This window comes from Alcanivorax sp. DP30, assembly GCF_009882945.1.
In the GTDB taxonomy this organism is placed as follows: domain Bacteria; phylum Pseudomonadota; class Gammaproteobacteria; order Pseudomonadales; family Alcanivoracaceae; genus Alcanivorax.
In genome coordinates this window covers 223885-247930 of record NZ_WTUY01000004.1, presented here as the reverse complement: position 1 = coordinate 247930, position 24046 = coordinate 223885, and the positions used below count along the sequence as shown (strand labels likewise).

Genomic DNA, 24046 nt, shown 5'->3' with positions numbered 1-24046 from the left:
AGGTTAGTCTTCGCTCTTCAGAAGAAGGCACTTGATGACAGATTATGGATGAGAAACCGGAGATTCTCGACACCCGTCTGGTGGCCAGGAGCCGTCTTTTCGGTATCGAAGAGCTGCACTTGCGTTTCAGCAACGGGGTGGAGCGTACCTATGAGCGCCTGCGTACCCCGCCGATTGCTGCGGTGATGATGGTGCCGTTGCTGGACAATGACACCGTGCTGTTGATTCGCGAGTATGGCGCTGGCACCGAAAGCTACGAGCTGACCCTGCCCAAGGGCGCGTTCGAGCATGGTGAGGACTGGCGCGAGGCCGCTAACCGGGAATTGAAGGAAGAGGCGGGCCATGGCGCTCGCCAACTCACCCTGATGAAGGATATGACTCTGTCGCCAGGATACATGGGCCACCGTATCAAGGTGGTACTGGCGGAAGATCTTTACGAAGAATCACTGCCCGGCGATGAACCGGAAACACTGGAAGTAGTGCCCTGGAAGTTGTCCGCGCTGGATCAGCTGATCGAACGGGATGATGTGACGGAGGCAAGGGTGATCGCGGCGTTGTTGATGACCAAGCGGTTGCTGGAGAAGAGATAGGGGCAAGCTACAAGTTTCAAGCTGCAACGCGCGGATGTGGCGGGGTGAGCCGAGTCCTCCCGGCTCCGCGCTGCGGGATTCGGTGCGGCCATAAAACGTGGCCGCTGCGGCGTCCGCTGCAGGAGCTTGCCTGCAAGCGATTAGACGCAAGTTCCAGGTGACAAGTTGCAAGTCGCGGGTAAGGCCGTGCTGTGATCGTAGGCCTTGCGCGCCCCCCGTTAACAGCCAGCGCGGAGTGACGGGATGGCAGGTCATGAAGACCTTGCACCGCGTTGCAGCTTGAAGCTTGTAGCTTGCTCCTCAGACATGAATTCGAAAACAGGAAAAACACAAATGACCGACTTCAACACCCTGCTCAACCCCCTCGCCGATATTGCCCGTGAAGCCGGTGAGGCGATTCTTGAGGTGTATGAGCGGGATGATCACGGGGTGGAAACCAAGGACGACAAGTCGCCGATTACCGAGGCGGACAAGGCGGCCCATGACATTATCGAGGCGCGTCTCAAAGCGCTGACCCCGGAGATTCCTGTGTACTCCGAAGAATCCGGGGATATTGCCTTCGCGGATCGCAAGGACTGGCCGCAGTTCTGGCTGGTTGATCCGCTGGACGGCACCAAGGAATTCATCAAGCGCAATGGCGAATTCACCGTGAACATTGCCCTGATTCGCGGCGACACCCCGGTGCTGGGTGTGGTCCATGTGCCGGTGACGGGTATCACCTATCTGGGTGGTGAGGGGGTCGGTGCCTTCAAGGAACAGAATAATGAACGCCAGCCGATTACCTGTCGCGCCCGCACTACTCCGGTGGTGATGGTGGCCAGCCGCAGTCATGGCGGTGAGGCGGTGGAAAAGCTGGAAGCCTTTATCCGGGAGGAGGTTGGCGAGGTGGAGCGGGCCTCCATGGGCTCTTCCCTGAAACTGTGCCTGGTGGCAGAAGGCAGTGCCGATATCTACCCGCGTCTGGCACCTACCAGCGAGTGGGATACCGCGGCAGCTCATGCGGTGGTCACCGCCGCCGGGGGCGTCGTGGTGAACACCGCCTTCGAGCCGCTTCAATACAACAAGGAAAATATCCTTAACCCGCACTTCCTGGTGCTGGGTCAAAGCATCGACGAATGGCGCTTTATCGCACCGGCGATTGGGTAAACGCCAGACGTCGTATGCTCAACGCGAAAAGCAAGATGCGATTTCCGCCCTGCGATTGCGGTCCTGAATATGGAGCTCTCCCATGAGTGAAAAACGTGAATTACGGTTTGTCAGTGATGGCCAGTCCTGTCGTGGTGATCTGTACCTTCCTGACGGTGACGGCCCTTTCCTGACACTGGTGATGGCCCATGGCTTTGGCTTGACCAAAGAGTGTGGTCTGGAGCCGTTTCGTGACGCCTTTCTGAAGGCTGGCTATGCGGTGTTCCTGTTCGATTACCGCCACTTTGGTGAAAGCGAGGGCGTACCGCGTCAGGTGTTACTGCCCAATCGGGAGGTGGCTGACTGGCAGGCTGCGCTGGCCTGTGTGCGCAAGATCCCGGAAGTGGACAATCAGAAGATTGTGTTGTGGGGGACCTCGTTTTCTGGCGGGCTGGTGTCGGTGGTGGCCGGTCGTGAGCCGGTGGCCGGCATTATTGCCCAGTGTCCGATGATGGACGGCCTTGCCTCGGTGCTGGAGGTGGTGCGTTATGCCGGTATTGGTCAGGCGTTGAAGATGAGCGCTCTCGGCATGATGGATCTTGCCGCCAGTGCGGTGGGTATGGGGCCGAAGACGTTGCCCTCTGCGGGTCGCCCTGGTGAGCTGGCAGCCATGTCCAGCGCGGATGCCTGGGACGGGTATACCGCACTGATGCCTGCCAATGTTCCCAACGAGGTGGCGGCCAGGATTGCCCTGGTCCTGCCCCTGTTTCGGCCGGTGGCCAGCGCCAGCAAGGTGACCTGCCCGGCCCTGATTCTGATCTGTGAAACCGATACGGTGGCGCCTGCATCATCTGCCGAGAAAGCGGCAGCAGCCATGGCCAACGCGGTGGTGAAGCGTTATCCAGTGGGGCACTTTGATGTTTATCAAGGTGAGGCCCGCGAGATTAGCGTGGCGGATCAGCTGGACTTCCTGAGCGCCCTGGCCTGAGGGAGGACGTGCAGGAACTGTGCTCAGAAAGGCATCAGTTCGCCCATGGCCACCTGCAAACGACCAGTGGATAACATGATGCCAGTGGCAATGACTCCCAGATTGATGCAGGGAAGGATCAATCCGATGGCAACCACATTGATGGCCGCCGGGTGACGAATGCGCCCGGTCCACAACAACATGGCGAACAGCAGTGCGTACAGGAAGGGCATGCCCAACCAGGGGTGGTCGCCCAGGGTGTGCCAAAGTTCTGTTAAAGCCTGCATCTCAATCCCCTTGTTATTATTTGTCAGGCAGGTAATCCAGCCCCTCCCGAAATGCCGGATGCAGTATGCATAATGTAAAATTCTGTCAGTGTGGCAGGCTTCACAAAAAGGAAAGTGCAGGCTGAACTTGGTTCGAACGTGCCGCATTTTTTATGAAACTTCTTTATTATTAATGGCTTGCAATGCGACATTCGTTGCGTATGGAGGGCGGTACAGTGAACAAGCGAATGGCCGCATTGGGGGCGTTGCTGTTGCTGTCGCCTGCAGCGGCGATGGCAGCCGGCAACTTCCACTACTCTCTGGAGCAGTTCGCTCTGATTGCCGGTTATGAAGATTGCGTACGAGAAATGGGTCGGCAGCTGGGCGACGACCAGCGCGAAGCGTTGATGGACAAGTTGCTGCGGGAGCGAGGGCTGAGCTACCAGCCACGACGTGTGGCCAATGACCGTCGCCAATGGGCCTACCCGGAGTATGGCAGCCAGCGGCGTTTGCTGGAGTACATGATTCCTGCCAACAAGATGGACTGTCTGGAACGCCATGGCGGGCGCTATTGAGCATTGTCAGACAACAGTAAGGTGATCGCTTCCCGGCTGAGCCGCTCTCTCCAGCCCATACATTCTGCCCACTGGGCCATTCCACAGGTCTGCAGCGGCAGTTTTTTTCGGCTCTACGGCCAATAATCGGCCCATTCTGGCCTTTTCCCTACCCGCCGGTACGTCTATTCTCTAGCTCAGATCATTGTGCCATTGCTCAATGTAAGTGTTTGCCGCTGTGACCAGGCAGCGTGCTGTCGGAGGTAACGAATAATGTCCAATAACCATTTTGATGTCCTGATCATCGGGGCCGGCCTGTCCGGCATCGACGCCGCGGTGCACCTGACCCGCAAGTGCCCCAATCGTACCTATGCCATTCTTGAGCGCCGTGAGCGCATCGGTGGCACCTGGGATCTGTTCAAATACCCAGGCATTCGGTCTGACTCCGACATGTTCACCCTTGGCTACAGCTTCAAGCCCTGGACCCAGTCCAAGGTGCTGGCGGATGGCGCTTCCATCCGTGAGTACGTGGAAGACACGGCCAGGGAAAACGGAGTGACCCGACACATCCGCTTTGGCCGCAAGGTGATTAACGCCAACTGGTCCAGCGACGACAAGTGCTGGACCGTGGAAACCACCAATGAGCAAACTGGCGAGAAGGAACATTTCTCTGCCAACTTCCTGTTCTCCTGCACGGGTTACTACAACTACGATCAGGGTTACCGTCCGGATTTCCCCGGCGAGGAAACCTTCAAGGGCGAGATCATTCACCCGCAGCACTGGCCGGAAGATCTTCAGTACGAAGGCAAGAAAGTGGTAGTGATTGGCTCCGGCGCCACCGCCGTTACCCTGGTGCCTGCCATGGCCTCCAAAGGGGCGAAAGTGACCATGCTGCAGCGCTCGCCCACCTATGTGGCCACCGTGCCTGAAGTGGATCCCATTTCAGAAGGGCTGCGTCGTTTTCTGCCTGACATGGCGGTGTACCGTCTTGGGCGGGCGCGCAATATCGGTATCCAGCGGATGGTGTTCAAGCTGGCCAAGCAGCGTCCGAAACTGGTGCGTCGCGCCTTGTTGGCCGCTGCCCGACGTCAGCTGGGGGATGATTTTGACATGTCCCATTTCCGTCCCAGCTACAACCCCTGGGATGAGCGTCTCTGTGCGGTGCCCAATGGTGATCTGTTCAAGAGCCTGCGCAAGGGGGAATCCGAAGTGGTTACCGATCACATCGAGCGTTTCACCGAGAGCGGCATTTTGTTGAAGTCCGGCAAGGAGCTGGAGGCGGATATCATCATTACCGCCACCGGCCTGAACATCCAGATGCTGGGCGGCATTCAGGGGACGGTGGATGGCAAGCCGGTACATCCCAACGAGACCATGGTCTACAAGGGGTCGATGCTGAAGGATGTGCCCAACATGGCCATGATCTTCGGCTACACCAACTCCTCCTGGACCCTCAAGGCGGACCTGGTCTGTGAGTATGTCTGTCGTGTGCTGAACCATATGGACAAGACGGGCGCCCAGACCGTGATTCCGCGGGACAAGGAAGATTGCCAGGACGAGGGCAACTTCCTCGGCATGCAATCCGGTTATATCCAGCGCGCCAACAACGAATTGCCGCGCCAGGGTACCCGGGCGCCATGGCAGGTTGTGCAGAACTACTTCTACGATCTGCCGCGTCTGCGATACGGCAGCGTGGAAGATGATGTGCTGGAATTCAGTGATTACCAGCCGGTGAAAAAGAAAGGGCTGGTAGCGTCGCTGCTCGGGGCTTAACGCCGCGAGCTACCAGCTTCGAGCTGCGAGAAAAAACATAGGCCGCATCCGGAAACGGGTGCGGCCTTTTTTGTGATTCATCGCGGGTTAGAGGGAAAGCAGGCCACACCCGCTACCTCCCCAGGAGTGCAGATGCATGAGGCTGGTCACGTGGACGGGAGCTTATTGTGGGGGCCGGCTGGGCTGGACGAATTCGACGTTCGATTTGCCTTTCAGCGTTTTCCCGGTGGACGCAAGGCATTGATCAGTCGGCTGGGCAGGCCCGCCGAGCGTAGCAGTGGCTGCACGTGCATCAGGGTTTCATGAATGTCGTGGACATGGCTGTTGAGTAAATCCACATGGTCGGTAATGCCGTCGACGCGCACGGAGAGGTCGGCGACCTGATCAGGCAGTGCATCCATGCGCTCGATAATCCGCATGATGCGGTGGGCCATGATCAGGTATTCCAGCGCTGCGCGGATTACCGCCACGATAACCAGAAACGCAAGCGGTGCGATGAGCGCGGCAATGATGCCGGCCAGCATGGAAAACCAGAAGCAGATGCCGACGATGCCAACCACTACCACCAGCGCGCCCAGAATCAGCAACAGGTAAAACAGCGGCATCAGCTGCATGGTCAGATAGCGGTTAAAGCGCCAGTCCGCCAGGTTCGGGATGGGCCCTTGCGAGGCATTGGGGGTCGGGGAAGACGGGTTGGGAGTTTTCATCGCATCTGCCTGCCTGTGGTTAGCGCATCGTTGTCAGCTTGTGCTCGGTGTAACTGGCCAGCACGTCACCAAACACCTCGGTCAACTCTTCGAAGGTCTGCATGGGTTTTTCTTCACACAGATGGCGGACCACGGTGAACACACCGCCGTTGATATAGAAGTAGGCCACAGTGGGGATGTTGGGGAGCTTGAGCAGCTCCGGGTGGTGCATCAGATACTGGGTAAAAAAATCCATCAGTGCCCGGTTTACCGGCTCCTGATAGACCACCATGTCCATGGTAAAGGCGTGACGAGCGCACTTCAGATAGAGCTGGTTATTCTCTTCCAGGAAATCCCGAAACCTGAACAGCAACATTTTGATGGCGCTGCGAATATCCATCTGGACCAGCTCGGGGACCAGAGGCTTGATCATGGCCACGGTGTCGTCCACGAAGCGCACGCTGGCGGCATGAATGATGGCGTCCTTGTCCTCGAAGTATTCATACAGTGAGCCCACGCCAATCCCCGCCGTTTCAGCGATTTGGCGGGCGGTGATAGCGGCCGGGCCATGCTCGGCGATGGCCATCATGGTGGCCTGGATGATGGCATCCACGGTGGCTTTGGAGCGTTGTTGTTTGGGTTTTCTGGCCATGAGATATCCGAATTGAAACCGAACGAGCATTCGCTTTATCTTAACATTGTGCAATGTGACATTAATCCGCCTGCATGCGCAAGCGCGAATATCGGTTTAAGGGAGAGACAATCATGGCTTCCATCGATCTGGACAAAATGCTGGAAAAAATCAAAAGCACCCAGTGGGCCCTGTCGGATATTGACTGGGATGCGCCCGGTGCGGAGCTGATCACGGAAGAGCAGTGGCCCAAGCTAAAGGAATTCATGGCCGACCTGATGTGGATTGAACATGTAGGTGCGCGCGCCTTTGCCGCCTTGTCCAAAAAGGCGCCTACCGACACCCTGCGCGAAATCTACAGCTATTTCCATGCGGAAGAGCAGCGCCACGCCAATGCGGAAATGGCATTGATGCGTCGCTGGGGCATGCTGGACGGCGATGAGATTCCCGAGCCGAACGTGAACCTGCGCATCGTGATCGAGTGGCTGGACCGCTTTGCCGATGAAATGCCGGTGTATGTACTGGGCACGGTGGTACCCATGCTGGAAATCGCCCTGGACGGCGCCCTGTGCACCTTCCTGCTGGAAACCGTTGAGGATCCGGTGTGTCATCAGGCGTTTGAAAAGATCAATGATGATGAGTCCCGCCATCTGGGTGTGGGCTTTACCGTGATGGAAATGCAGGGCCGCAGTGCGTCCTACATCAAGATGGTACAGATGATGGCCCGGGTAATGGATCCCCGTCTGATCCTGGGTATCGCGTCCTATATGCCCTTGCTTAACAAGATGCGCGATAACGTGATTGCCATGGGTTTGCCGGAAGAAAAACTCTACAAGGCCATGCAGAAGTTCGAGCGCATCGGTGGGCGGACGGAAGAGGGCCGCCGCAACCCGTGGTTCCAGCTGATTAAGCAGCACGGTCGCTGGGTCACCAATCGCAGCAACAAGGCTTATCACGTACCGGTGGATGCGCTGGTCAAGATCACCGGTTTGGTGCCCCGTAAGGCCTTGCCCGCTGTTCCGTCATGGGTGAAAGAGCTCACTTACGAGCCCGTGGCTACCCGTTAATTACGGCTGAGTGGAAAGCAGGGCAGGGGGCTGAGGTAATCCGCCCCCTGCCCTGTCGTGAAAAGAGCAAGAGCGAATCCGTATGTCTGAATCAAGCAATGCAAAGAAAGCGTCAGCGGGCAAGAAAGCGCCGGCTCGCAGAAAGTCTGCCGCCAAGAAAGCTGCGACAGCAAGAAAAGCGGCTGCGCGCAAGGCCCCGGCCAAACGCGCTCCGGCAGTGACACCGGTGTCCGTATTGATTGTGGGGGCCGGTTTTGCCGGTCTGGGGATGGCCATTCGCCTCAAGCAGGCGGGTATTGACGATTTCGTTATTCTGGAGCGGGGTAACGCGGTGGGTGGCACCTGGCGTGACAACCAGTACCCGGGCGCTGCCTGTGACATCCCCTCGAATCTGTATTCCTATTCCTTCGCGCCGAATCCCAACTGGTCGCGAAGTTTTTCCGGTAGCCAGGAAATCCTCGACTACATCCATCATCTTGTCGCTGAGTTTGATCTGGAAAAACACATTCGTTTTGAAAAGAACGTGGCTGACCTGAGTTTTGATGAGAAGACAGGTGTCTGGACGGCGACGACGGACAAGAAAGAAAGGTTTGCCGGGCGGGCAGCGATCATGGCCCAGGGGCCGCTGTCCAACTGCAGTTTCCCGAACATTACCGGCATCGATGATTTTGCAGGCAAGAAGATTCACAGCGCACGCTGGGACCACGACTATGACTTTACCGGCAAGAATGTGGCGGTGATTGGCACAGGCGCCAGCGGCATCCAGATTATTCCCGAGCTGGTCAACGTGGCGAAGCATGTCAAAGTGTTCCAGCGGACGCCGGGATGGGTGTTGCCACGCCCGGATTTTTCCACGCCGGAATGGAACAAGCTGCTGTTCAAAAAACTGCCTGCCAGCCAGCAGGCCATGCGGAATCTGCTGTACTGGACGCACGAGAGTATGGCGCTGGCGGTGATCTGGAATTCGCCCCTGACCCGGATCGCTGAGCGGGTCGCGAAGTTGCATCTGCGCCGCCAGGTGAAAGACCGCTGGCTGCGCCGTCAGTTGACGCCGGACTTCACCATTGGCTGCAAGCGGGTGCTGGTGTCCAACGATTATTACCCGGCTTTGCAGAAAGACAATGCCAAGCTGATTACCTGGCCCATTGCCCGCATCAGCGAGAAAGGCGTGCGCACGGTGGAAGGTATTGAGCACCAGGTGGACTGCATCGTGTTTGCCACCGGCTTTGATGTCAGTAACAGTGGTACCCCGTTCCCGGTGAAAGGGCGTGGTGGCCGCGTGCTGGGTGAGCAATGGAAAGGCGGTGCCCAGGCCTACAAGAGTATCAATGTCGCCGGCTTCCCCAATCTGTTCATGACCTTCGGACCAAACTCCGGGCCTGGCCATAATTCGGCGCTGGTCTATATGGAGTCGCAGCTTGAGTATGCCCTGAAAGGAATTCGCAAGATTATCGGGGAAAACCTGAAGGTGCTGGACGTCAAAGAAGAAGTGCAGCAGCGCTACAACAAGAGTATTCAGAAACGTCTGGCAAAGACCAACTGGAATTCCGGCTGCAAGAGCTGGTACCTCACTGAAGACGGTTTCAATGCCACCATGTACCCGGGGTTTGCTACCCAGTACGCGGCACAGATGGCGGACTTCAGAGAGGACGATTACGAAACCGCCTGATGTGAATCAGGCTTGGTTTTGTCCGGTGAACGCGGGTCTGAGAAGGCCCGCGTTTTTTTATGTCCCCGCCCAAATGAGCAACGGCATTGCCTTGAGAATGTCTGCAGCATGAAGTGCTTCCCGTCGCCATAAAACCGTCAAACTTCCGTCGTGCTGGTGCAACACTTCACAAGTAATACTGTCGCGCATCTTTTCCGGTCCGAACATCAGCACACAAGTGGGGATAACCATGCGACGTATTGCGACACTAGGGGGCTGCCTGGTGATGGCGGCTGCTCTCACCGCCTGCGGCGGCGACTCGAACGATGACAGCACTGACAGCGGTGCCAGCGCCAGCGTCAAGCTGAACTGGCTGGGTAGCTACAAGACCGGCATTTTCGATGCTTCTGCGGCCGAAATTCCTGCCTATGATGCCGCCAGCCAGCGCCTGTTTGTGGTCAATGCCGAAGCCGGTGAACTGGACGTATTGGATCTGAGCGATCCTGCTACGCCGGTGAAAGTTGACAGTATCAGTGTAGGCGCCATTGCTGCCGGTGCAGAAGTGAACAGCGTGGCGGTACAGAATGGTCTGGTGGCCATTGCGGTTGAAGCCGATCCCAAAACCGATAACGGGTATGTGGCGATCTATCAGGCATCAGACCTGAGTCTGGTCAACAGCATCCAGGTAGGTGCCCAGCCGGACATGATTACCTTTACCCCCAATGGTGAGTCGGTCATGACTGCCAACGAAGGTGAGCCCAGCGATGATTACAGTGTGGATCCGGAAGGATCCATCAGCATCGTGGATATTCGCGATCTGGAAAACCTGAGCGTTGCCACCGCCGATTTCACTGCCTTCAACGCCCAGGCTGATGCCCTCAAGGCGGAGGGTGTGCGCATTTATGGCCCCAATGCCAGCGTGGCCCAGGATCTGGAGCCGGAATACATTGCGGTGTCCGCCGATGGCACAACCGCCTGGGTGGCGCTGCAGGAAAACAATGCACTGGCCAAACTGGATGTGGCCAGTGCCACGGTGACCGATGTGCTGCCGCTGGGTGAAATCGACCGCAGTGTTGAAGGCTTTGGTATCGATGCCAGCGATGATGATGAAATCATCAATATCAAGACCTGGCCTGGTGTGGTTGGTCTCTACCAGCCGGATGCCATTCATGCCTATACAGCGGGTGGCAATACCTATCTGGTCACCGCCAATGAAGGGGATGCCCGCGCCTGGGGTGAAGACAATGATGCCTACTGGGGTGAGGAAGCGGATGATTCCGTGACGCCGCCGGTGCTTTGTGAGCCGGATGCCAGCCAGGGCTTCGTGGAGGAATGGCGCGTCAAGCACCTGGTGCATGCCAGCGGCTTTGATCGTCGTTGTGGCGATGACATGCCTCCGCAGCTACGCGATCTGGCTGCCGGCGCGCTGCTGGATCCCGCCGTGTTCAACTACTGCGGCGCTACCGCAGGGGATCCCGGTGACTGCCGCGAAGACGATGTGCTGGGCCGCCTGAACATTACCTGGACGGCTGGATACAAGACCGATGCATCCGGTAACCCGGTGATGTACACCGATGCCGGTGTGCAAGATGCTGGCGGTGACCGCATCATGTACGAAAAGCTGTACAGCTACGGCGGTCGTTCCTTCTCCGTGAGGGACGAAAATGGCGGGCTGGTATTCGACAGCGGCGATGCCATCGAGCAGTTCCTGGCAAGCGCCGACTGCATGCTGGGTGTGGATCGTTCCATTGCCTGTGCGGACTACTTCAATACCGGCCATGACGAAGGGGATTCCCTGGACAGCCGCAGCGATGCCAAAGGGCCGGAACCGGAAGGGCTGACCATCGGCCAGATCGGCGAACAGACCTTCCTGTTCCTGGGGCTGGAGCGCATGGGCGGTATTCTGGTTTATGATATTACCAACCCGGAATCGCCGGTGTTCCAGGACTACCTGAACAGTCGCAATACCTGGGATGTGGATCCAGACGCGGGCAACCTGGATGGCTATGGGGATCTGGGTCCGGAAGGTCTGGTCTTTATCAGCGGGGAAGATTCACCCACTGGTGAGCCGCTGTTGGTGGTCGGTCACGAAGTGAGTGGCTCCACCGCCGTTTACGAAGTCCAGGTGTCAAACGAGTAAGACGCTGAATCTACTCCGACGCAGTGGGAGCTTCTTGCTCGGTAGCGGATTGGCAGGGAAGCCGGTTGGTCGGACGTCAGAGGTCTGACGTCCGACGCGCAACCCAAACCTGCCGTACGAGGTACCCCCTAATCCGCCTATCCGGGAATGCTGCAGTGACCGGGCGAGGGCCGCTGTGGGCGCTGTGTTTCCACTGGGATGCTTGTGACTTGGTTTTCAGCCTTTAGCATCAGACGTCCGACGTCCGAGCATTATTTTTGTATCACGATTTAGCCTTCTGCTTTGCCTCAAACGCGGCCATCTGTTCGTCTGTTGCCGGCGCCTGAAACTTGTCTTTCCATTCACTGTACGGCATGCCGTACACCCACTCGCGGGCCTGCTCGTAATCCAGTTCCACATCCCGCTCGTTGGCGGCAGCGGACAACCACTTTGACAGGCAGTTGCGACAGAAGTCCGCCAGAATCATCAGGTCGATGTTCTGTACTTCCTTGTGTTCATCCAGATGCTGCAACAGGCGCCGAAAGGCGGCCGCTTCCAGTTCGGTTTTGGTGTTCTGGTCGATGTCGGTCATGGAATTCTCCTTTTCGCATAGCCAGATTCGAAGCCGCTGTAGGAGTTCCCTTCCAGGGGACGAACCCGGCGCTTGTTCAAATTCGAAAGCGCTTAACGCTAGCCTGTGTGCTGAATAACAATTGGCCTTTTAATCGCCTGTCGGCGATGGTCGTGCTGCGCACGATTCGTCCCCTGGAAGGGAACTCCTACAGTAACGTCAGCTGTCCATATCAATGCTGCGCAGATAATCGTCGTAGTTACCGCTGAAGTCACGAACCCCGTCCGGGGTGATTTCCAGAATCCGGGTGGCCAGGGAACTGACAAACTCCCGATCATGACTGACGAAGATCAGGGTGCCGGGATAGTTTTCCAGCGCCAGATTGAGCGCTTCAATGGATTCCATGTCCAGGTGGTTGGTGGGCTCATCCAGCAGCAGCACATTGGGTTTGGTCAGGGTCAGCTTGCCGAACAGCATGCGTCCCTGCTCACCACCGGAGATGACCTTGACGGATTTCTTCACTTCGTCGTTGGAGAACAGCATGCGACCCAGTGCGGCACGCACGGCCTGCTCGCCATCAGCAGTCCACTGGGCCATCCAGTCGAACAGGATCATGTCTTCTTCAAAGTCGTGGCTGTGATCCTGGGCAAAGTAGCCCAGCTCTGCGGCTTCCGCCCATTTGACGGTGCCGCTGTCAGCCGCTAGATCACCGGCCAGGCACCGCAGCAAGGAAGTTTTACCAATGCCGTTGGGACCGATGATGGCCACCCGTTCGCCAGCTTCAATTTGCAGATTCAGATCCTTGAACAGGGTCAGGTCGTCAAACCCTTTTGTCAGGCCGTCAAGAGTGACTGCCTGACGATGCAGTTTCTTGGTCTGGTCAAAACGGATGTACGGGCTCACCCGGCTGGAGGGTTTCACCTCTTCCAGCTGAATCTTGTCGATCTGCTTGGCGCGGCTGGTGGCCTGCTTGGCCTTGGAGGCATTGGCCGAGAAGCGACTGACGAAGCTTTGCAGCTCGGCAATTTCTTTCTTCTTCTTGGCGTTGTCTGAGTACAGACGCTCACGGGCCGCCGTGGCGGCAGTCATGTACTCGTCGTAGTTGCCGGGGAACAGACGCAGTTCACCGTAGTCCAGATCCGCCATGTGCGTGCATACGCTGTTAAGGAAGTGGCGGTCGTGGGAGATGATGATCATGGTGCTCGAGCGGGCCACCAGGATCTCCTCCAGCCAGCGGATAGTGTGGATGTCCAGGTGGTTGGTCGGTTCGTCCAGCAGCAGTACATCCGGGTCAGAGAACAGGGCCTGTGCCAGCAGCACCCGCAATTTCCAGCCGGGGGCAACGGCGGTCATGGGCCCGGCGTGCTGTTCCTCGGGAATGCCCAGCCCCAACAGCAATTCACCGGCACGGGCTTCGGCGGTATAGCCGTCCATTTCGGCGAATTCCATTTCCAGTTCCGCCACCCGCATGCCGTCTTCTTCGCTCATCTCCGCCTGGCTGTAGATGCGATCGCGCTCCGCCTTGACGCGGGCCAGCTCGGTATGGCCCATGATCACGGTATCCAGCACCGTGTGTTCCTCGAAGGCGAACTGATCCTGGCGCAGCTTGCCCATACGGTCATTGGGGTCGAGCATCACCTGCCCGTTGCTGGGTTGCAGTTCGCCCCCGAGGATTTTCATGAAGGTGGATTTGCCGCAGCCGTTGGCGCCAATCAGGCCGTAGCGGTTGCCGTTGCCGAACTTGACGGAGACGTTTTCAAACAGCGGCTTGGCACCGAACTGCATGGTGATGTTGGCGGTAGAGATCAAGGGTCTGTCCTGTACGAAGAAGCGGCTCGGCGGCGAATCGGCGCGAGCGAGGTGAAAAGTGGCGGCATTGTACCGTTTCATGTCGTAAAGCGCAGTCCCGCCGGGCAGTTGGGGCCAGATAGACGGCGACAACTCGACTTGCCGCGGCGCGGGAGTATCATTGCCCTCCTGTTTACCTGACCAGGATCATGCCATGTTCGAACTGACCGTTACTCCGCGCTTCTATGAGACCGATGCCTTTGGCCATGTGAACAACACGGTGGTCACCGGTTGGTTCGAGACCGGCCGGACACCGCTGTTCGAACTGTTTGCGGCCGGACATGACAAACCTGCAGAACTACCGTTGATCCTGGCCAGGGTGGAGGTGGATTTCGTTGGTCAGATCTACTACGGCAGTGACGTCCTGCTGCGCACCGGTATCGAGCGCATTGGCAACAGCTCTTTCATTGTCGCCCAGCAGGCCTGGCAGAAGGGCAAACTGGTGGCGCGGGGAAAAGCCGTGCAGGTCTATTTCGAGCATGACAAACAGGCGTCGGCGCCGATTCCGGCGCGGTTCCGGGAAGAGCTGGAACGGAATCTGGGCGCGTTGCCGGAGTAAAAGCAGCTGCGAGCTTTGAGCTACGAGCTGCGAGGAAAGTCAAAAGCCCGGGGAGTGCGGTCGGAAGTCTGAGGTCGGACGACGGACGCGACAAGCAAAACGATATTGGGCCAGATCTGGAGCGGGTCTTGGGTTTGGCGTCAGTCGTTCGACTTCCGGCGTCAGACCACGGTCATTACACCAGCATCATGGCGTCTTGACGTTATCTCGTTACACTAGTGGCTCGTTCAAGCATCTACCTCAGTGAGAGAACCGGATGGCCTACAAGGGACAACCCAATTTCGACCATCGTCAGCCTCGCCGTATTGGCGTGCTGATCACCAACCTTGGCACCCCGGATGCCCCTGAGACGGGCGCCCTGCGTCGCTACTTGCGCGAGTTTCTGTCGGACCCCCGGGTGGTAGAGGTGCCGCGTTTACTCTGGTTCTTCATTCTCAATCTGGTGATTCTGGTGATCCGCCCGCCGCGTTCCGCCCATGCCTACAAGACGGTATGGACCGAGGAAGGGTCACCGTTACTGGTGCACAGCCAAAACCAGCTGGCAGGTATCCGTGAACGATTGAAACAGCAGTACGGCGAAGATGTGGTGGTCAAGTTGGGCATGCGCTACGGCAATCCCTCCATCCCAAGCCAGCTGCAGGAAATGGAAGACGAAGGGGTGCGCCAGTTGCTGGTGCTGCCGCTCTACCCGCAATATTCCGGATCCACCAACGGCTCCACTTTCGATGCGCTGGCCAAGGATTTCATGCAACGGCGCTGGCTGCCGGACCTGCGCTTTATCAGTCACTACCCGGATTACCCGCCGTACATCCAGGCCATGGCCGATCACATCCGCGTCTTCCGGGAACAGCACGGCAGTGCCGACAAGCTGGTCTTCAGCTACCACGGTGTCCCCAAGCGCTATCTACTCAATGGCGATCCGTACTTCTGCGAGTGTCACAAGACCTCGCGGCTGCTGGCAGAGGCATTGGGGTTGCATGAGGACCAGTGGATGACCACCTTCCAGTCCCGTTTCGGTCGTGAGGAATGGCTGCAGCCCTACATGGACGCCACCATGAAGGCGTTGCCCGGAAAGGGTGTGAAATCCGTGCAAGTGTTCTGCCCGGGCTTTTCTGCTGACTGCCTGGAAACCATCGAGGAAATCGATGTGGAAAATCGCGGTTACTTCGAGGAAGCCGGCGGCGAGTCCTTTGCTTATATCCCCGCCCTGAATGCAGAGCCGGTGCACCTGGATGCCCTGACACAGCTGATTGAAGATAACCTGCAAGGCTGGGAGCCGGAGGATAATCACGTCGCCACCCTCGAGGCGCGCTCAGCCCGGGCGGATGCTCTCAGGTAAATCCCATGTCGCTTTCAGGACGCCCGCTTTATGCGGGCGTTTTGCTATGGGCATCCCCCAAATTGGGGATGTGCAGGCAATTTGAAGTGGTTAGGGTGATGCTGAGGGAATAAAAAGGAACCTGGGGTGATCGGGGACATGGATCTGACCGAGGTGATGGATGCGATCTATTTTGCGTCTCACCAAAAGCATGGATGGCAGGATTGTCTGGATCTGCTCAGTGAGATTAGCGGCGCCGAAGCCGCGCAGTTGTTGGTGGTGAGTGGGGGCCGCGGTCAGCTTGTGGCAGGTTATCAGGGCCGCGCTGGGGCTGTGCAAGGGTGTGGGGATGCAGGTGATGACTCTCCTGCGTTGATATCCTGGAGTACCCGGCACGAGATAGACGGGACCCTGGTGGACCTGATTGTGCAGCGGCAGGCGGAGCACGGTGACTTTGCCAGCACGGAAAAACGCCTGCTTGGCGACCTGATGCCCCATATTGCCCGGGCCATGCGTCAGGAAGAGGTGTTCAGGCTGCTTAACGATCGCCAGACGGCGGTCCACCGGCAGAAGCAGGGTGCCATGCTGCTGCTTGATGGCCAGCACAATGTGGTGTTCCTCTCCGCGGAGGCGGAATCCCTGTTGTCACGTACAGAGGCGGCGAAGCTGGACGCTGGTCGTTTGCGGTTGACCCAGCGCAGCAAGCAGGCAGAACTGGAGGCCTTGATTCAAGGCTGCTTCGAGAGCCGGACTACCGGCATGGTCAGCCTCAAAGACGGGGAGCAGAACATCAGCCGGCTACTGGTCAGTACTGTGCAGCCCCGCGATAACAAGTTGTTCCTGTCCCATGGTCTGGTGGCGGTCTTTATGGTGGGTGCCCAGTGTGAGGAAAATTCCCAGGAAGCGGTAATCGGCCAGTGGCTGGGACTGACAGAATCGGAATCACGGATAGCCAGCCTGATTGCGCAAGGGCGACGCCCGGGGGATATCGCCGGTGAGATCGATCTGTCCGTGCATACGGTGCGGCATCATGTGAAGAATATCTATCGAAAAACGGGAGCACACTCCCAGTCTCAGCTGACCGCACTGGTGCTAAATCTGCCAGCGTGAGACATAAACGCAGGACGTGGTTGTTGTGGGTAATATTGATACCCAGGGGTTGATAACAAGAGGCTAACATCATGTTTGCTGGCAAGGGGCTGGATACGTTACTGGATGCCCTGTACCACGCCCCCTATGAAGCATCAGGGTGGCAGGAATTTCTGAACCGGATGGTGAGCCTGTCCGGCAGTCGCTCGGCGCGGATTCTGGTGATGAATCAGGACGCTGACGAAGTGTTCAATGGTGTGCAGGTCAACACCGATGCCTCTGCTCACAAGGCGTTTGTTGAGCATTATGTGAATCTCTGCCCCTGGCGGCCCGGATTGGCGACACTGCCACCGGGACAGTTTTATTCCTCTTTTCTGGATGGTATCTGCGACCAGAAAACTTTCTACCGTTCTGAATTCTTCAATGATTGGGCTCGCCATCTGGATATCCACCACGGGGCCAGCGGTACGGTCTGGCAGCATGATGGCCAGACCATCCAGATGTTCATGCAGCGCACCGGCGGGCAAGGCCATTTCACCCGTGCCGAAACCAATGCCTTAAATGCCCTTGCGCCGCACATTCGCCGGGCGTTGCGGCTGGAAGCCATCATGCACCAGCGCAAGCAACAGCAGGAATACCTGGAGCAGCAGGGTCGCTTCAGTGCCATGCTGCTGGTCAATGTGCGGGGCGAGGTAGTGTATGGGTCAGAGTCGGCCTGGCAGATGGTGCGGGAAGAAACCAACATCCGAATCCATGCCCGCAAACTGCGCCTGGTAGAGAAGGCCGGGCAGGAAAAACTGTACAGGCTGCTCTCGGCCTCTTTTGACAGCAGCAACCGCCATGCTCCCGTGACCGGCGGCGTGGTGCCAGTGTGGCGCCCTGGTCGCACGCCATTGTTGATGCAGGTCATCCCGTTGCATCCGGATGCTGACAGCAAGCTGATGCCGATCCCTGCCCATGCTGCTATCTATCTGGTGGATGGGGAAGCGGAAACGCAGATGGATCTGGACAAGCTGGCATCACTGCTGGATCTGACCCACGCCGAAGCCCGGGTGGCGTCTCTGGTGGCCCAGGGTGAAAAGCCGGCGGACATTGCCCTATGCTGTGGCGTTTCCATTCACACCATACGCAGCCAGATCAAGAGCATCTTCCTCAAAACCGACATATCCAGCCAGGCACAGCTGACCAGACTGGTGCGGGCGCTGCCGGTGCGGCGCCAGGTTTCCCTTCCCCGAGCGCCCTTTCTGCTTTTCAGCGCGGGCTAACTTTCGTTTTGCTTTCCTTGGAAGGTTTTGCGTTTATGGCTTGTCCGGTTAGTGATTACTCATCCCCAATTTTGGGGATGTGGAATTTTTCCAGCATGGCTACCTTTCTTTGAGTGAATGAATGGCAGGGCGACAGACACTGCCGTTGGTGAAACTCGAATGAGGGTAGGGGAAATGACGACAAAGAGCCGGTTTATACGAAGCGCGTTGGCAATAGGTGTGGCGGCGGCGTTGTCCGCCTGTGGTGGTGGCGGAAGCAGCAGTGCGCCCGCCGACAATGGTGGCAACAGCTCCGGGATGAAAATGTCCGGAGCCGCCGTGAAAGGGCCGCTGGCCAATGCTCCCGTTACCGCCTATCGAATTGATGTGGCGGCTGAAAATTTGCAGGGAGCCAACGTTGGAGAAACGCGCACTAATCAGCAGGCAGCCATTGAAGGCCTGACATTGAAGCCAGTGGAGGCGCCTTTCCTGTTAGTGATTACCGTCGATGGCGAAACCACGGATCTTTCCTCCGATGATGGTAATGCCGCTATGCAGACGCTGAAAACCATTGTGACCCGGTCGCAATTGAGTGGTAATCAGCCGGTTTATGCGACGCCGATGACCTCAATGGTGGTAGAGCTGTTGAGCAATAAAGCGCTCAACACAGAAAACTTCGATAACGAGCTTGCTGCGGCGCAGGCGCAAGTCGCTACCACGCTGGGGTTTGGTATCGATCCAGCCCTGAATCTGTTTGAAACACCGCCTCTCTACGTGGAAGGCATGGAGGAGGCGGATTACTCCTCCGTCGTGAAATATCGCATGGCGAATGAAGCGCTGGTTGCCGTAGCTACCGGGATTGGGGGTAGAACCAGTACGCCGGCGTCCTCCGATGAGGTTATCGCCATGCTGGCAGAAGACGCCAGCGATGGAATTGTAGATGGGGAAGTTGATGGCGCTCCTATCTCCGGGTTTTCCGGTACCAATGTGGTGGATGATCTGAGCCAGGACCTGAGCGTGGTTAAAGTGCCGGGCACCGATACTCTGATCAGTGATCTGGAAACCCTGCTGGAAGCTGAAACAGAACAAACCGGAGTCGAGGTGGATCCCCCCGAGGATCTGGATGAAACCGTGGAAAACCCAGATCTGGAAGCGGATAGCGACCTGGATGGCCACCTTGACAGCGCAGACAACTGCCCTGCCATCGCCAACCCGAACCAGGAAGATGAGGATGCCGATGGTACAGGTGATGCCTGTGACCGGGACATGGACAACGATGAAATCCTGGATCATGAAGACAACTGCCCGGAAACGCCGAATTTCAACCAGGCGGATGGTGATAACGATGGCATCGGCGATGCCTGTGATCTGGACGCCGATAACGATGGAATTGTGGATGCCGAAGATAATTGCCCGGCAATCCCCAATGCCAGTCAGTTGGACACCGACAGCGATGGCCAGGGTGATGTGTGTGACAGTGACGATGATGGGGACGGCGTTGCCGACACCTCGGACAACTGCCGTCTGACTCCCAATGCCAGTCAGACCGACGAAAACAGCAATGGCACAGGGGATGCCTGCGAGCAGGATACCGATGAGGACGGCGTGATCGATGATCTGGATAATGCCCCTCTTATCCCGAATCCAGGCCAGGAAGATTTTGATAATGATGGCGTCGGTGATGTGGCCGACCCGGACATTGATGGAGACGGCCTGCCGAACGGTCAGGATCCGAATGATTTTGATACTGACTCGGATAATGATGGTATTGAGGACGGTATAGATCCGGCTCCTTCCAATAGCACCACCACACTGAACCTGACAATTACCGAGACACTGTCAGCCTATACACCAGGTGAAGAGCTGACCTACTACCATGACCCGGAGAATGACCCCACTAACCGGGCCATCATGCAGTGCCATATTGATGGTCAGATCGGTGATTCCGAAAGTTTTGATGAAACATGGCGCCTTTATGCAGACAGTGGAAATTTCACTATCGATGGTGAAAGTGCAGGGAGTTACGACAAGGTTGACCGTTCTATTTCAACCAGCGGCGCGGACCCCAAGGAAGTGATTTACCAAGGGTGCAATGGGGTTGGTGACTGCGTTACCCAGTGGGCCGAAGTGGAATTTGAGTGGAATGCAACCTATCACCCAGGAGAATCCCCCAAGATCACAGGCTCGATTGATGTCACCGAAACCTGGACGTGGGACCTCAACAGCGAAGAAAGTGTTTGCCATTACACCCTGAACTTTACGGCAGACTGAGGAAGCCAATAACCCATCGTGATCCCGGGCCAGGCCCGGGATCTCCTTCCGCTGGAAAGGCGTTTGGAATGGCTGCGATGGGGTGAGAGAGACTCCGGGGTGAGCTCGGAGTGACAAAGGAATAGCAAAAAAAGACGATTTACCGGGCGCCGCCTCAGGATGGCATCAAGGGCTTTGTTTTTTATCAGGTGGATTTTTTCTGGTTTGTTATGTGGGGGTAGGTGATATTTTTTCTGGTAATAAAAAATCATGCCTTGCTTTTGTGCTTTCTGTTGTCGCTTTAATGGTTGGTGGGTGTACAGGGTTTAAGCCTGAGGAAATTTCTGGTGACTTTGGCTTGATTGAAAGTAAAGCAAAGGTGGCGGTATTGAGGGATGCCGGGCATAGAAAAACTTTATGGGAGTCATACTTTGCAGACTCTATATCGAAATCTGAAAAGAAAAGCCGTATTGATGATGCAAAGCTGTATACATATAAAGGAAGAGAAAGTGAGGAAGTGTATAATTTTTTGACAGAAAATAAAGACGACGATAAGCCCAGGCAGCCACTGGTAAATGTTCTTAGGGATTCACTGAGAAGAGCTGGTGTAGATGTGGTTGATGAAGGCCAGATGATGCGTCATGACGTTTATGGCTATTCCTATCTGAGCCGTGATCAGCTTGGCAGGGTAGACTTTGTTTTGGTTTCGCATGGATTCGAAGTGAGTCGAAAGGAGGATTTTGGCCCTGATGACTCTGCAATAAAAGTTCTGCTCTCTTCTGCTATGTTTATGTATTCCCTTGGTCAGCTTCCGGTTGGGTGTGACGATATAGATGTGAGGGCGAATTTTAATCTTTATGACGTGGATGATTTGGAAAATCCTATTGATGAAGTTTCTATTTCAGTTCCTGGGCGGAAATGCGGTTCGGATGCATGGCTGGGGATGCCAGATGCAAATGATAAGAATGGGCTAAATAACGCAATTAAGTTGCTTGCCGAAAAAGAAGTTAGGCATCTTGGGGCGATGCCTCATTGGGCTGAAATGGATGCGTATTTAGCTAATAAAAAGCAGGAAATAGAGGAAAACGAAAGAATAAAAAGAGAGGCTGCTGAACGTAGTCGCCAGCAGGAAATTGCCCAAAAAAGAGTCAAGGCCAAAAAGCAGGCTATCAGTTCCTATGTTGCCTTCCGCCCTGATCTTAGTCAGGCGCTGGATGAAGTGGTGCAAATCGGCGCAGAAAGAAAAGCTGTTGATTCGTTCATCAGGGAAAACGGGTTCGGTCGCTTATGCGAAACCGGAAGCAATAACAGTTTCTATCAATCTAAAGCCTGTTTGTCGGAATGGAAGGTTGTCAGGAGGCAGGCGTCAAGCCATTACTCCAGCCTGGATTCCACTTACAAAAAACAGCGGGACTGGTTTGCCGGTGTCTTTGGCCAGAATGCCCGTCTGGTTGCAACGATCGTTGATGACCGTGTCGCCAGTACTCCGTCAGACAAGAAGGTAGAACAACAATACGCACCCATCGAGCAGCAGCTCATTCGTATCACGGAATCGGAAGCCCGCGCCGAACGCGCGGAATCACGGCGTCGTGAGCAGCAACAGATTGCGGACCTCATGAATCACATTCAGAACACGTTCGATAGGACGAATCGCATGTTGGACCGCAATATGGCGCAAACCCAGCAGGTCATTCAGCAGGCGTATGCGATGCAGCAGATGCGTAATGTCAGAGCCGGTTCTGGTTATCAGGCGACTACTGCCCCGGCAATGCGAGAGTTGAACAAGAAGTTGGAAGGGATTGACCGTTCGTTTGATACCTCGGCCAGCAGTGGTTCTGGTGGCATGAAATCCGGTGGTGTCGCGACAGCGGGGGCTGGTTCTTCAGGGAAGTCTGCCTACCGGGTGTGTGGCGGTCCCGCTACTGTTCCGGCAATGAACCAAGTGTTTGATGTCCGTGGCCTCAATGGCGGTAAGGCAAGCCCGGATTATCAGTGTCCGGCGGGGGGCAAGCCTGTCATGGCGGGAGCCTATAATCTGGACACGGGAAATATTAGTTGGTTGAGCCGGCCGCCGACGTACAAGCAAGAGCCCGTTCGAGGTGAGAATGGTCGGCCGAATGGTGCCCGTGTTTCTTGGGATGCCTACCGTTACGAGTGTCTGTGTAGTAATAGCGGCGCAGGGACTCAGGCTGGGGGTTATCAACAGTAGAAGCAGTATATTCTCTTCCTGTTGAAGAAAATCAACGTCCTCCCAGGCCCTCGCTCCATTGGCAGAGCGCTCGGGAAGACGGTGAAATCGGGAGGAGATCCGGATCAAGTTCGGGATGGCTAAGAATTATTGGCTGCTTTATTTATCGCAATAATGCTCCCAGCAGCTTGCTTATGACGTCCCTCTGCCGTGAGCAACTGGTTTTGAGAGCAATCTGTTTGATCTGTGTACGTGCAGTGGCGCCCCCGCGACCCAGCTGCTCGGGGATGGTCTGCAAATTCAGTTCGGCCACCAGTTTTCGCAGACCTGGGTTCCGGGCCGAGTCAGATCGAAACAGAGCAGCTCTGCCAGTACGCCATTGTGGTCCGGATTTTTCTCTGTGCCCTCTGTGGCAAACCCGTGCTCGTCAGGTCGTCAGCTGCCGAATCAGCTCGTCGGTGAATTCGGTGGTGCTGGCGCGGCCGCCCAGATCGGGGGTGACCACTTCGCCGGCGCCGACCACCTGGCGGACCGTGCGGCGCAATTGTTTCGCCTTGTCGTGCAGTTCCATGTAATCGAGCATCATGGCCCCGGCCAGCATGATGGCGGTGGGGTTGGCGATGCCTTTGCCGGCGATGTCCGGGGCGCTGCCATGGACGGCTTCGAACAGGCCGCCGTGTTCGCCGATGTTGGCTCCGGGCGCCACACCCAGACCGCCGATCAGACCGGCACACAGGTCGGAGAGAATGTCGCCGAACAGGTTGGTGGTGACGATCACATCAAAGCGGTGCGGGTTCATGGCCAGTTGCATGGCGGTGGCATCCACAATCATTTCCTCGTGCTCCAGCTGCGGATAGTCCTCTCGTACTTTTCGCGCCACATCCAGAAACAGGCCGGAAGTGGACTTCATGATATTGGCCTTGTGCACTACGGTGACTTTCTTGCGGCCCTGCTTCACGGCGGTTTCGTAGGCGAAACGCAGCAGCCGCTCGGATTCAGTACGGGTGATGCGGCTGCGCAGCTCAGCGGTTTCGCCGTCTTCGCTGACGGTTTGCCCCAGCCCGGAATAGATCCCTTCGATATTCTCGCGGATGGTCATGATATCCACGTTGTCATAGCGGGATTTCACCCCGGGAATGGACAGGGCCGGGCGTACATTGGCAAACAGGTCGAAAGTCTTGCGCAGGGTCACGTTCACTGAGGTGAAGCCGCCGCCCACCGGGGTGGTGATGGGGCCTTTCAGGGCCAGACGGTTGCGTTTGAGCGTGGCCAGGGTGTCTTCCGGTACCAGGTCCAGCCCCTGGTCCAGGGCAGTCTGACCGGCGATGGCGTATTCAAATTCCAGACCGCAATCCAGGGCTTTCAGTACGCGTACCGTGGCATCCACAATGTCCGGGCCAATACCATCACCGGGGATTACGGTAACTGTGTTGTCGTTCATACTGCCTCCTGAATAGCCAATCTGGATGGGGGTGTCACTGGAGAGCCCATTTTGCCCGCTAAGACAGGCAAAATGAATGCCGACCTAAGTCGCATCGCCCATGCTCTGTCGG

20 protein-coding genes are annotated in these 24046 nt (G+C 56.8%); 14 read left to right on the top strand and 6 right to left on the bottom strand.

Translation table 11 applies throughout. The features are described from left to right. Positions 1 to 44: 44 nt before the first annotated feature. The 3 genes from nudE (at position 45) to GQF00_RS07525 (ending at position 2703) form a co-directional block, all read left to right on the top strand. The gene (nudE, locus tag GQF00_RS07535; RefSeq protein WP_161318559.1) at positions 45 to 590 is read left to right on the top strand and encodes an ADP compounds hydrolase NudE; all 546 of its coding nucleotides are present in this window, start codon (positions 45 to 47) and stop codon (positions 588 to 590) included. A 333-nt stretch (positions 591 to 923) separates the two neighbouring features. Further along, positions 924 to 1736, top strand: coding sequence for a 3'(2'),5'-bisphosphate nucleotidase CysQ (cysQ, locus tag GQF00_RS07530; RefSeq protein ID WP_161318558.1), 813 nt, complete (start codon positions 924 to 926; stop codon positions 1734 to 1736). An 82-nt stretch (positions 1737 to 1818) separates the two neighbouring features. Next, positions 1819 to 2703 carry an alpha/beta hydrolase gene (locus GQF00_RS07525; RefSeq protein WP_161318557.1) on the top strand — a complete coding sequence of 295 codons (885 nt, stop codon included), beginning with the start codon at positions 1819 to 1821 and terminating at the stop codon, positions 2701 to 2703. A gap of 23 nt (positions 2704 to 2726) precedes the next feature. Here GQF00_RS07525 and GQF00_RS07520 read toward each other — a convergent pair whose 3' ends face one another. Continuing rightward, positions 2727 to 2969 (bottom strand): hypothetical protein, encoded by a 243-nt coding sequence (locus tag GQF00_RS07520; protein WP_161318556.1) that lies wholly within the window; start codon positions 2967 to 2969, stop codon positions 2727 to 2729. Positions 2970 to 3184: 215 nt separating this feature from the next. Between GQF00_RS07520 and GQF00_RS07515 the strand changes: the two genes are divergently transcribed. After that, positions 3185 to 3523 (top strand): hypothetical protein, encoded by a 339-nt coding sequence (locus GQF00_RS07515; protein ID WP_161318555.1) that lies wholly within the window; start codon positions 3185 to 3187, stop codon positions 3521 to 3523. A gap of 252 nt (positions 3524 to 3775) precedes the next feature. Next, positions 3776 to 5275: an NAD(P)/FAD-dependent oxidoreductase gene (locus GQF00_RS07510; RefSeq protein ID WP_161318554.1), complete on the top strand. Its 1500-nt coding sequence runs from the start codon at positions 3776 to 3778 to the stop codon at positions 5273 to 5275. 212 nt (positions 5276 to 5487) lie between these two features. On the opposite strand, the gene GQF00_RS07505 is transcribed toward GQF00_RS07510, so the two are convergent. Together GQF00_RS07505 and GQF00_RS07500 are read right to left on the bottom strand one after the other, a co-directional pair. Then, entirely contained in the window at positions 5488 to 5982 is a 495-nt protein-coding gene (locus GQF00_RS07505; RefSeq protein ID WP_161318553.1) for a DUF4282 domain-containing protein, read from the bottom strand. 19 nt (positions 5983 to 6001) lie between these two features. Then, entirely contained in the window at positions 6002 to 6613 is a 612-nt protein-coding gene (locus tag GQF00_RS07500) for a TetR/AcrR family transcriptional regulator (RefSeq protein ID WP_161318552.1), read from the bottom strand. A gap of 113 nt (positions 6614 to 6726) precedes the next feature. On the opposite strand from GQF00_RS07500, the gene GQF00_RS07495 reads away from it, so the two are divergent. The 3 genes from GQF00_RS07495 to GQF00_RS07485 all read left to right on the top strand — a co-directional run bounded on the left by GQF00_RS07495 (position 6727) and on the right by GQF00_RS07485 (position 11447). After that, positions 6727 to 7659: a ferritin-like domain-containing protein gene (locus tag GQF00_RS07495; RefSeq protein WP_161318551.1), complete on the top strand. Its 933-nt coding sequence runs from the start codon at positions 6727 to 6729 to the stop codon at positions 7657 to 7659. A gap of 82 nt (positions 7660 to 7741) precedes the next feature. Then, positions 7742 to 9328: an NAD(P)/FAD-dependent oxidoreductase gene (locus GQF00_RS07490; protein WP_161318550.1), complete on the top strand. Its 1587-nt coding sequence runs from the start codon at positions 7742 to 7744 to the stop codon at positions 9326 to 9328. Positions 9329 to 9557: 229 nt separating this feature from the next. Next, a complete protein-coding gene (locus GQF00_RS07485; RefSeq protein WP_161318549.1) occupies positions 9558 to 11447 on the top strand; it encodes a choice-of-anchor I family protein in 1890 nt (629 codons plus the stop codon). Positions 11448 to 11709: 262 nt separating this feature from the next. Here the strand turns inward: GQF00_RS07485 and GQF00_RS07480 are convergent, their stop codons facing one another. Then, entirely contained in the window at positions 11710 to 12018 is a 309-nt protein-coding gene (locus GQF00_RS07480; RefSeq protein WP_161318548.1) for a DUF1244 domain-containing protein, read from the bottom strand. A gap of 198 nt (positions 12019 to 12216) precedes the next feature. Beyond that, the gene (locus tag GQF00_RS07475) at positions 12217 to 13806 is read right to left on the bottom strand and encodes an ABC-F family ATPase (protein WP_161318547.1); all 1590 of its coding nucleotides are present in this window, start codon (positions 13804 to 13806) and stop codon (positions 12217 to 12219) included. A gap of 193 nt (positions 13807 to 13999) precedes the next feature. Here GQF00_RS07475 and GQF00_RS07470 point away from each other — a divergent pair, with 193 nt between their 5' ends. The 6 genes from GQF00_RS07470 (at position 14000) to GQF00_RS07445 (ending at position 22514) form a co-directional block, all read left to right on the top strand. After that, the gene (locus GQF00_RS07470) at positions 14000 to 14404 is read left to right on the top strand and encodes a thioesterase family protein (RefSeq protein ID WP_161318546.1); all 405 of its coding nucleotides are present in this window, start codon (positions 14000 to 14002) and stop codon (positions 14402 to 14404) included. Between the two features lie 256 nt (positions 14405 to 14660). Next, positions 14661 to 15743, top strand: a complete 1083-nt coding sequence (gene hemH / locus GQF00_RS07465; protein WP_161318545.1) for a ferrochelatase — start codon at positions 14661 to 14663, stop codon at positions 15741 to 15743. A 138-nt stretch (positions 15744 to 15881) separates the two neighbouring features. Beyond that, positions 15882 to 16832 (top strand): helix-turn-helix transcriptional regulator, encoded by a 951-nt coding sequence (locus tag GQF00_RS07460; RefSeq protein ID WP_161318544.1) that lies wholly within the window; start codon positions 15882 to 15884, stop codon positions 16830 to 16832. 71 nt (positions 16833 to 16903) lie between these two features. Next, a complete protein-coding gene (locus GQF00_RS07455) occupies positions 16904 to 18076 on the top strand; it encodes a helix-turn-helix transcriptional regulator (RefSeq protein WP_161318543.1) in 1173 nt (390 codons plus the stop codon). Positions 18077 to 18250: 174 nt separating this feature from the next. Further along, entirely contained in the window at positions 18251 to 20326 is a 2076-nt protein-coding gene (locus GQF00_RS07450) for a thrombospondin type 3 repeat-containing protein (protein ID WP_202560419.1), read from the top strand. A 211-nt stretch (positions 20327 to 20537) separates the two neighbouring features. After that, the gene (locus GQF00_RS07445; protein ID WP_161318542.1) at positions 20538 to 22514 is read left to right on the top strand and encodes a hypothetical protein; all 1977 of its coding nucleotides are present in this window, start codon (positions 20538 to 20540) and stop codon (positions 22512 to 22514) included. 406 nt (positions 22515 to 22920) lie between these two features. On the opposite strand, the gene GQF00_RS07440 is transcribed toward GQF00_RS07445, so the two are convergent. Further along, the gene (locus GQF00_RS07440) at positions 22921 to 23934 is read right to left on the bottom strand and encodes an isocitrate dehydrogenase (RefSeq protein ID WP_161318541.1); all 1014 of its coding nucleotides are present in this window, start codon (positions 23932 to 23934) and stop codon (positions 22921 to 22923) included. Positions 23935 to 24046 lie beyond the last annotated feature (112 nt).

What these genes read in the sequence shown, in the direction of transcription:
- GQF00_RS07455 (WP_161318543.1), top strand. Translation starts at nt 16,904, where the DNA reads ATGTTTGCTGGCAAGGGGCTGGATACGTTACTGGATGCCCTGTACCAC.
- GQF00_RS07485 (WP_161318549.1), top strand. Translation starts at nt 9,558, where the DNA reads ATGCGACGTATTGCGACACTAGGGGGCTGCCTGGTGATGGCGGCTGCT.
- GQF00_RS07500 (WP_161318552.1), bottom strand. Translation starts at nt 6,613, where the DNA reads ATGGCCAGAAAACCCAAACAACAACGCTCCAAAGCCACCGTGGATGCC.
- GQF00_RS07440 (WP_161318541.1), bottom strand. Translation starts at nt 23,934, where the DNA reads ATGAACGACAACACAGTTACCGTAATCCCCGGTGATGGTATTGGCCCG.
- GQF00_RS07480 (WP_161318548.1), bottom strand. Translation starts at nt 12,018, where the DNA reads ATGACCGACATCGACCAGAACACCAAAACCGAACTGGAAGCGGCCGCC.
- GQF00_RS07450 (WP_202560419.1), top strand. Translation starts at nt 18,251, where the DNA reads ATGACGACAAAGAGCCGGTTTATACGAAGCGCGTTGGCAATAGGTGTG.
- GQF00_RS07505 (WP_161318553.1), bottom strand. Translation starts at nt 5,982, where the DNA reads ATGAAAACTCCCAACCCGTCTTCCCCGACCCCCAATGCCTCGCAAGGG.
- GQF00_RS07495 (WP_161318551.1), top strand. Translation starts at nt 6,727, where the DNA reads ATGGCTTCCATCGATCTGGACAAAATGCTGGAAAAAATCAAAAGCACC.
- GQF00_RS07470 (WP_161318546.1), top strand. Translation starts at nt 14,000, where the DNA reads ATGTTCGAACTGACCGTTACTCCGCGCTTCTATGAGACCGATGCCTTT.
- GQF00_RS07460 (WP_161318544.1), top strand. Translation starts at nt 15,882, where the DNA reads ATGGATCTGACCGAGGTGATGGATGCGATCTATTTTGCGTCTCACCAA.
- nudE (WP_161318559.1), top strand. Translation starts at nt 45, where the DNA reads ATGGATGAGAAACCGGAGATTCTCGACACCCGTCTGGTGGCCAGGAGC.
- hemH (WP_161318545.1), top strand. Translation starts at nt 14,661, where the DNA reads ATGGCCTACAAGGGACAACCCAATTTCGACCATCGTCAGCCTCGCCGT.
- GQF00_RS07490 (WP_161318550.1), top strand. Translation starts at nt 7,742, where the DNA reads ATGTCTGAATCAAGCAATGCAAAGAAAGCGTCAGCGGGCAAGAAAGCG.
- cysQ (WP_161318558.1), top strand. Translation starts at nt 924, where the DNA reads ATGACCGACTTCAACACCCTGCTCAACCCCCTCGCCGATATTGCCCGT.
- GQF00_RS07525 (WP_161318557.1), top strand. Translation starts at nt 1,819, where the DNA reads ATGAGTGAAAAACGTGAATTACGGTTTGTCAGTGATGGCCAGTCCTGT.
- GQF00_RS07510 (WP_161318554.1), top strand. Translation starts at nt 3,776, where the DNA reads ATGTCCAATAACCATTTTGATGTCCTGATCATCGGGGCCGGCCTGTCC.
- GQF00_RS07520 (WP_161318556.1), bottom strand. Translation starts at nt 2,969, where the DNA reads ATGCAGGCTTTAACAGAACTTTGGCACACCCTGGGCGACCACCCCTGG.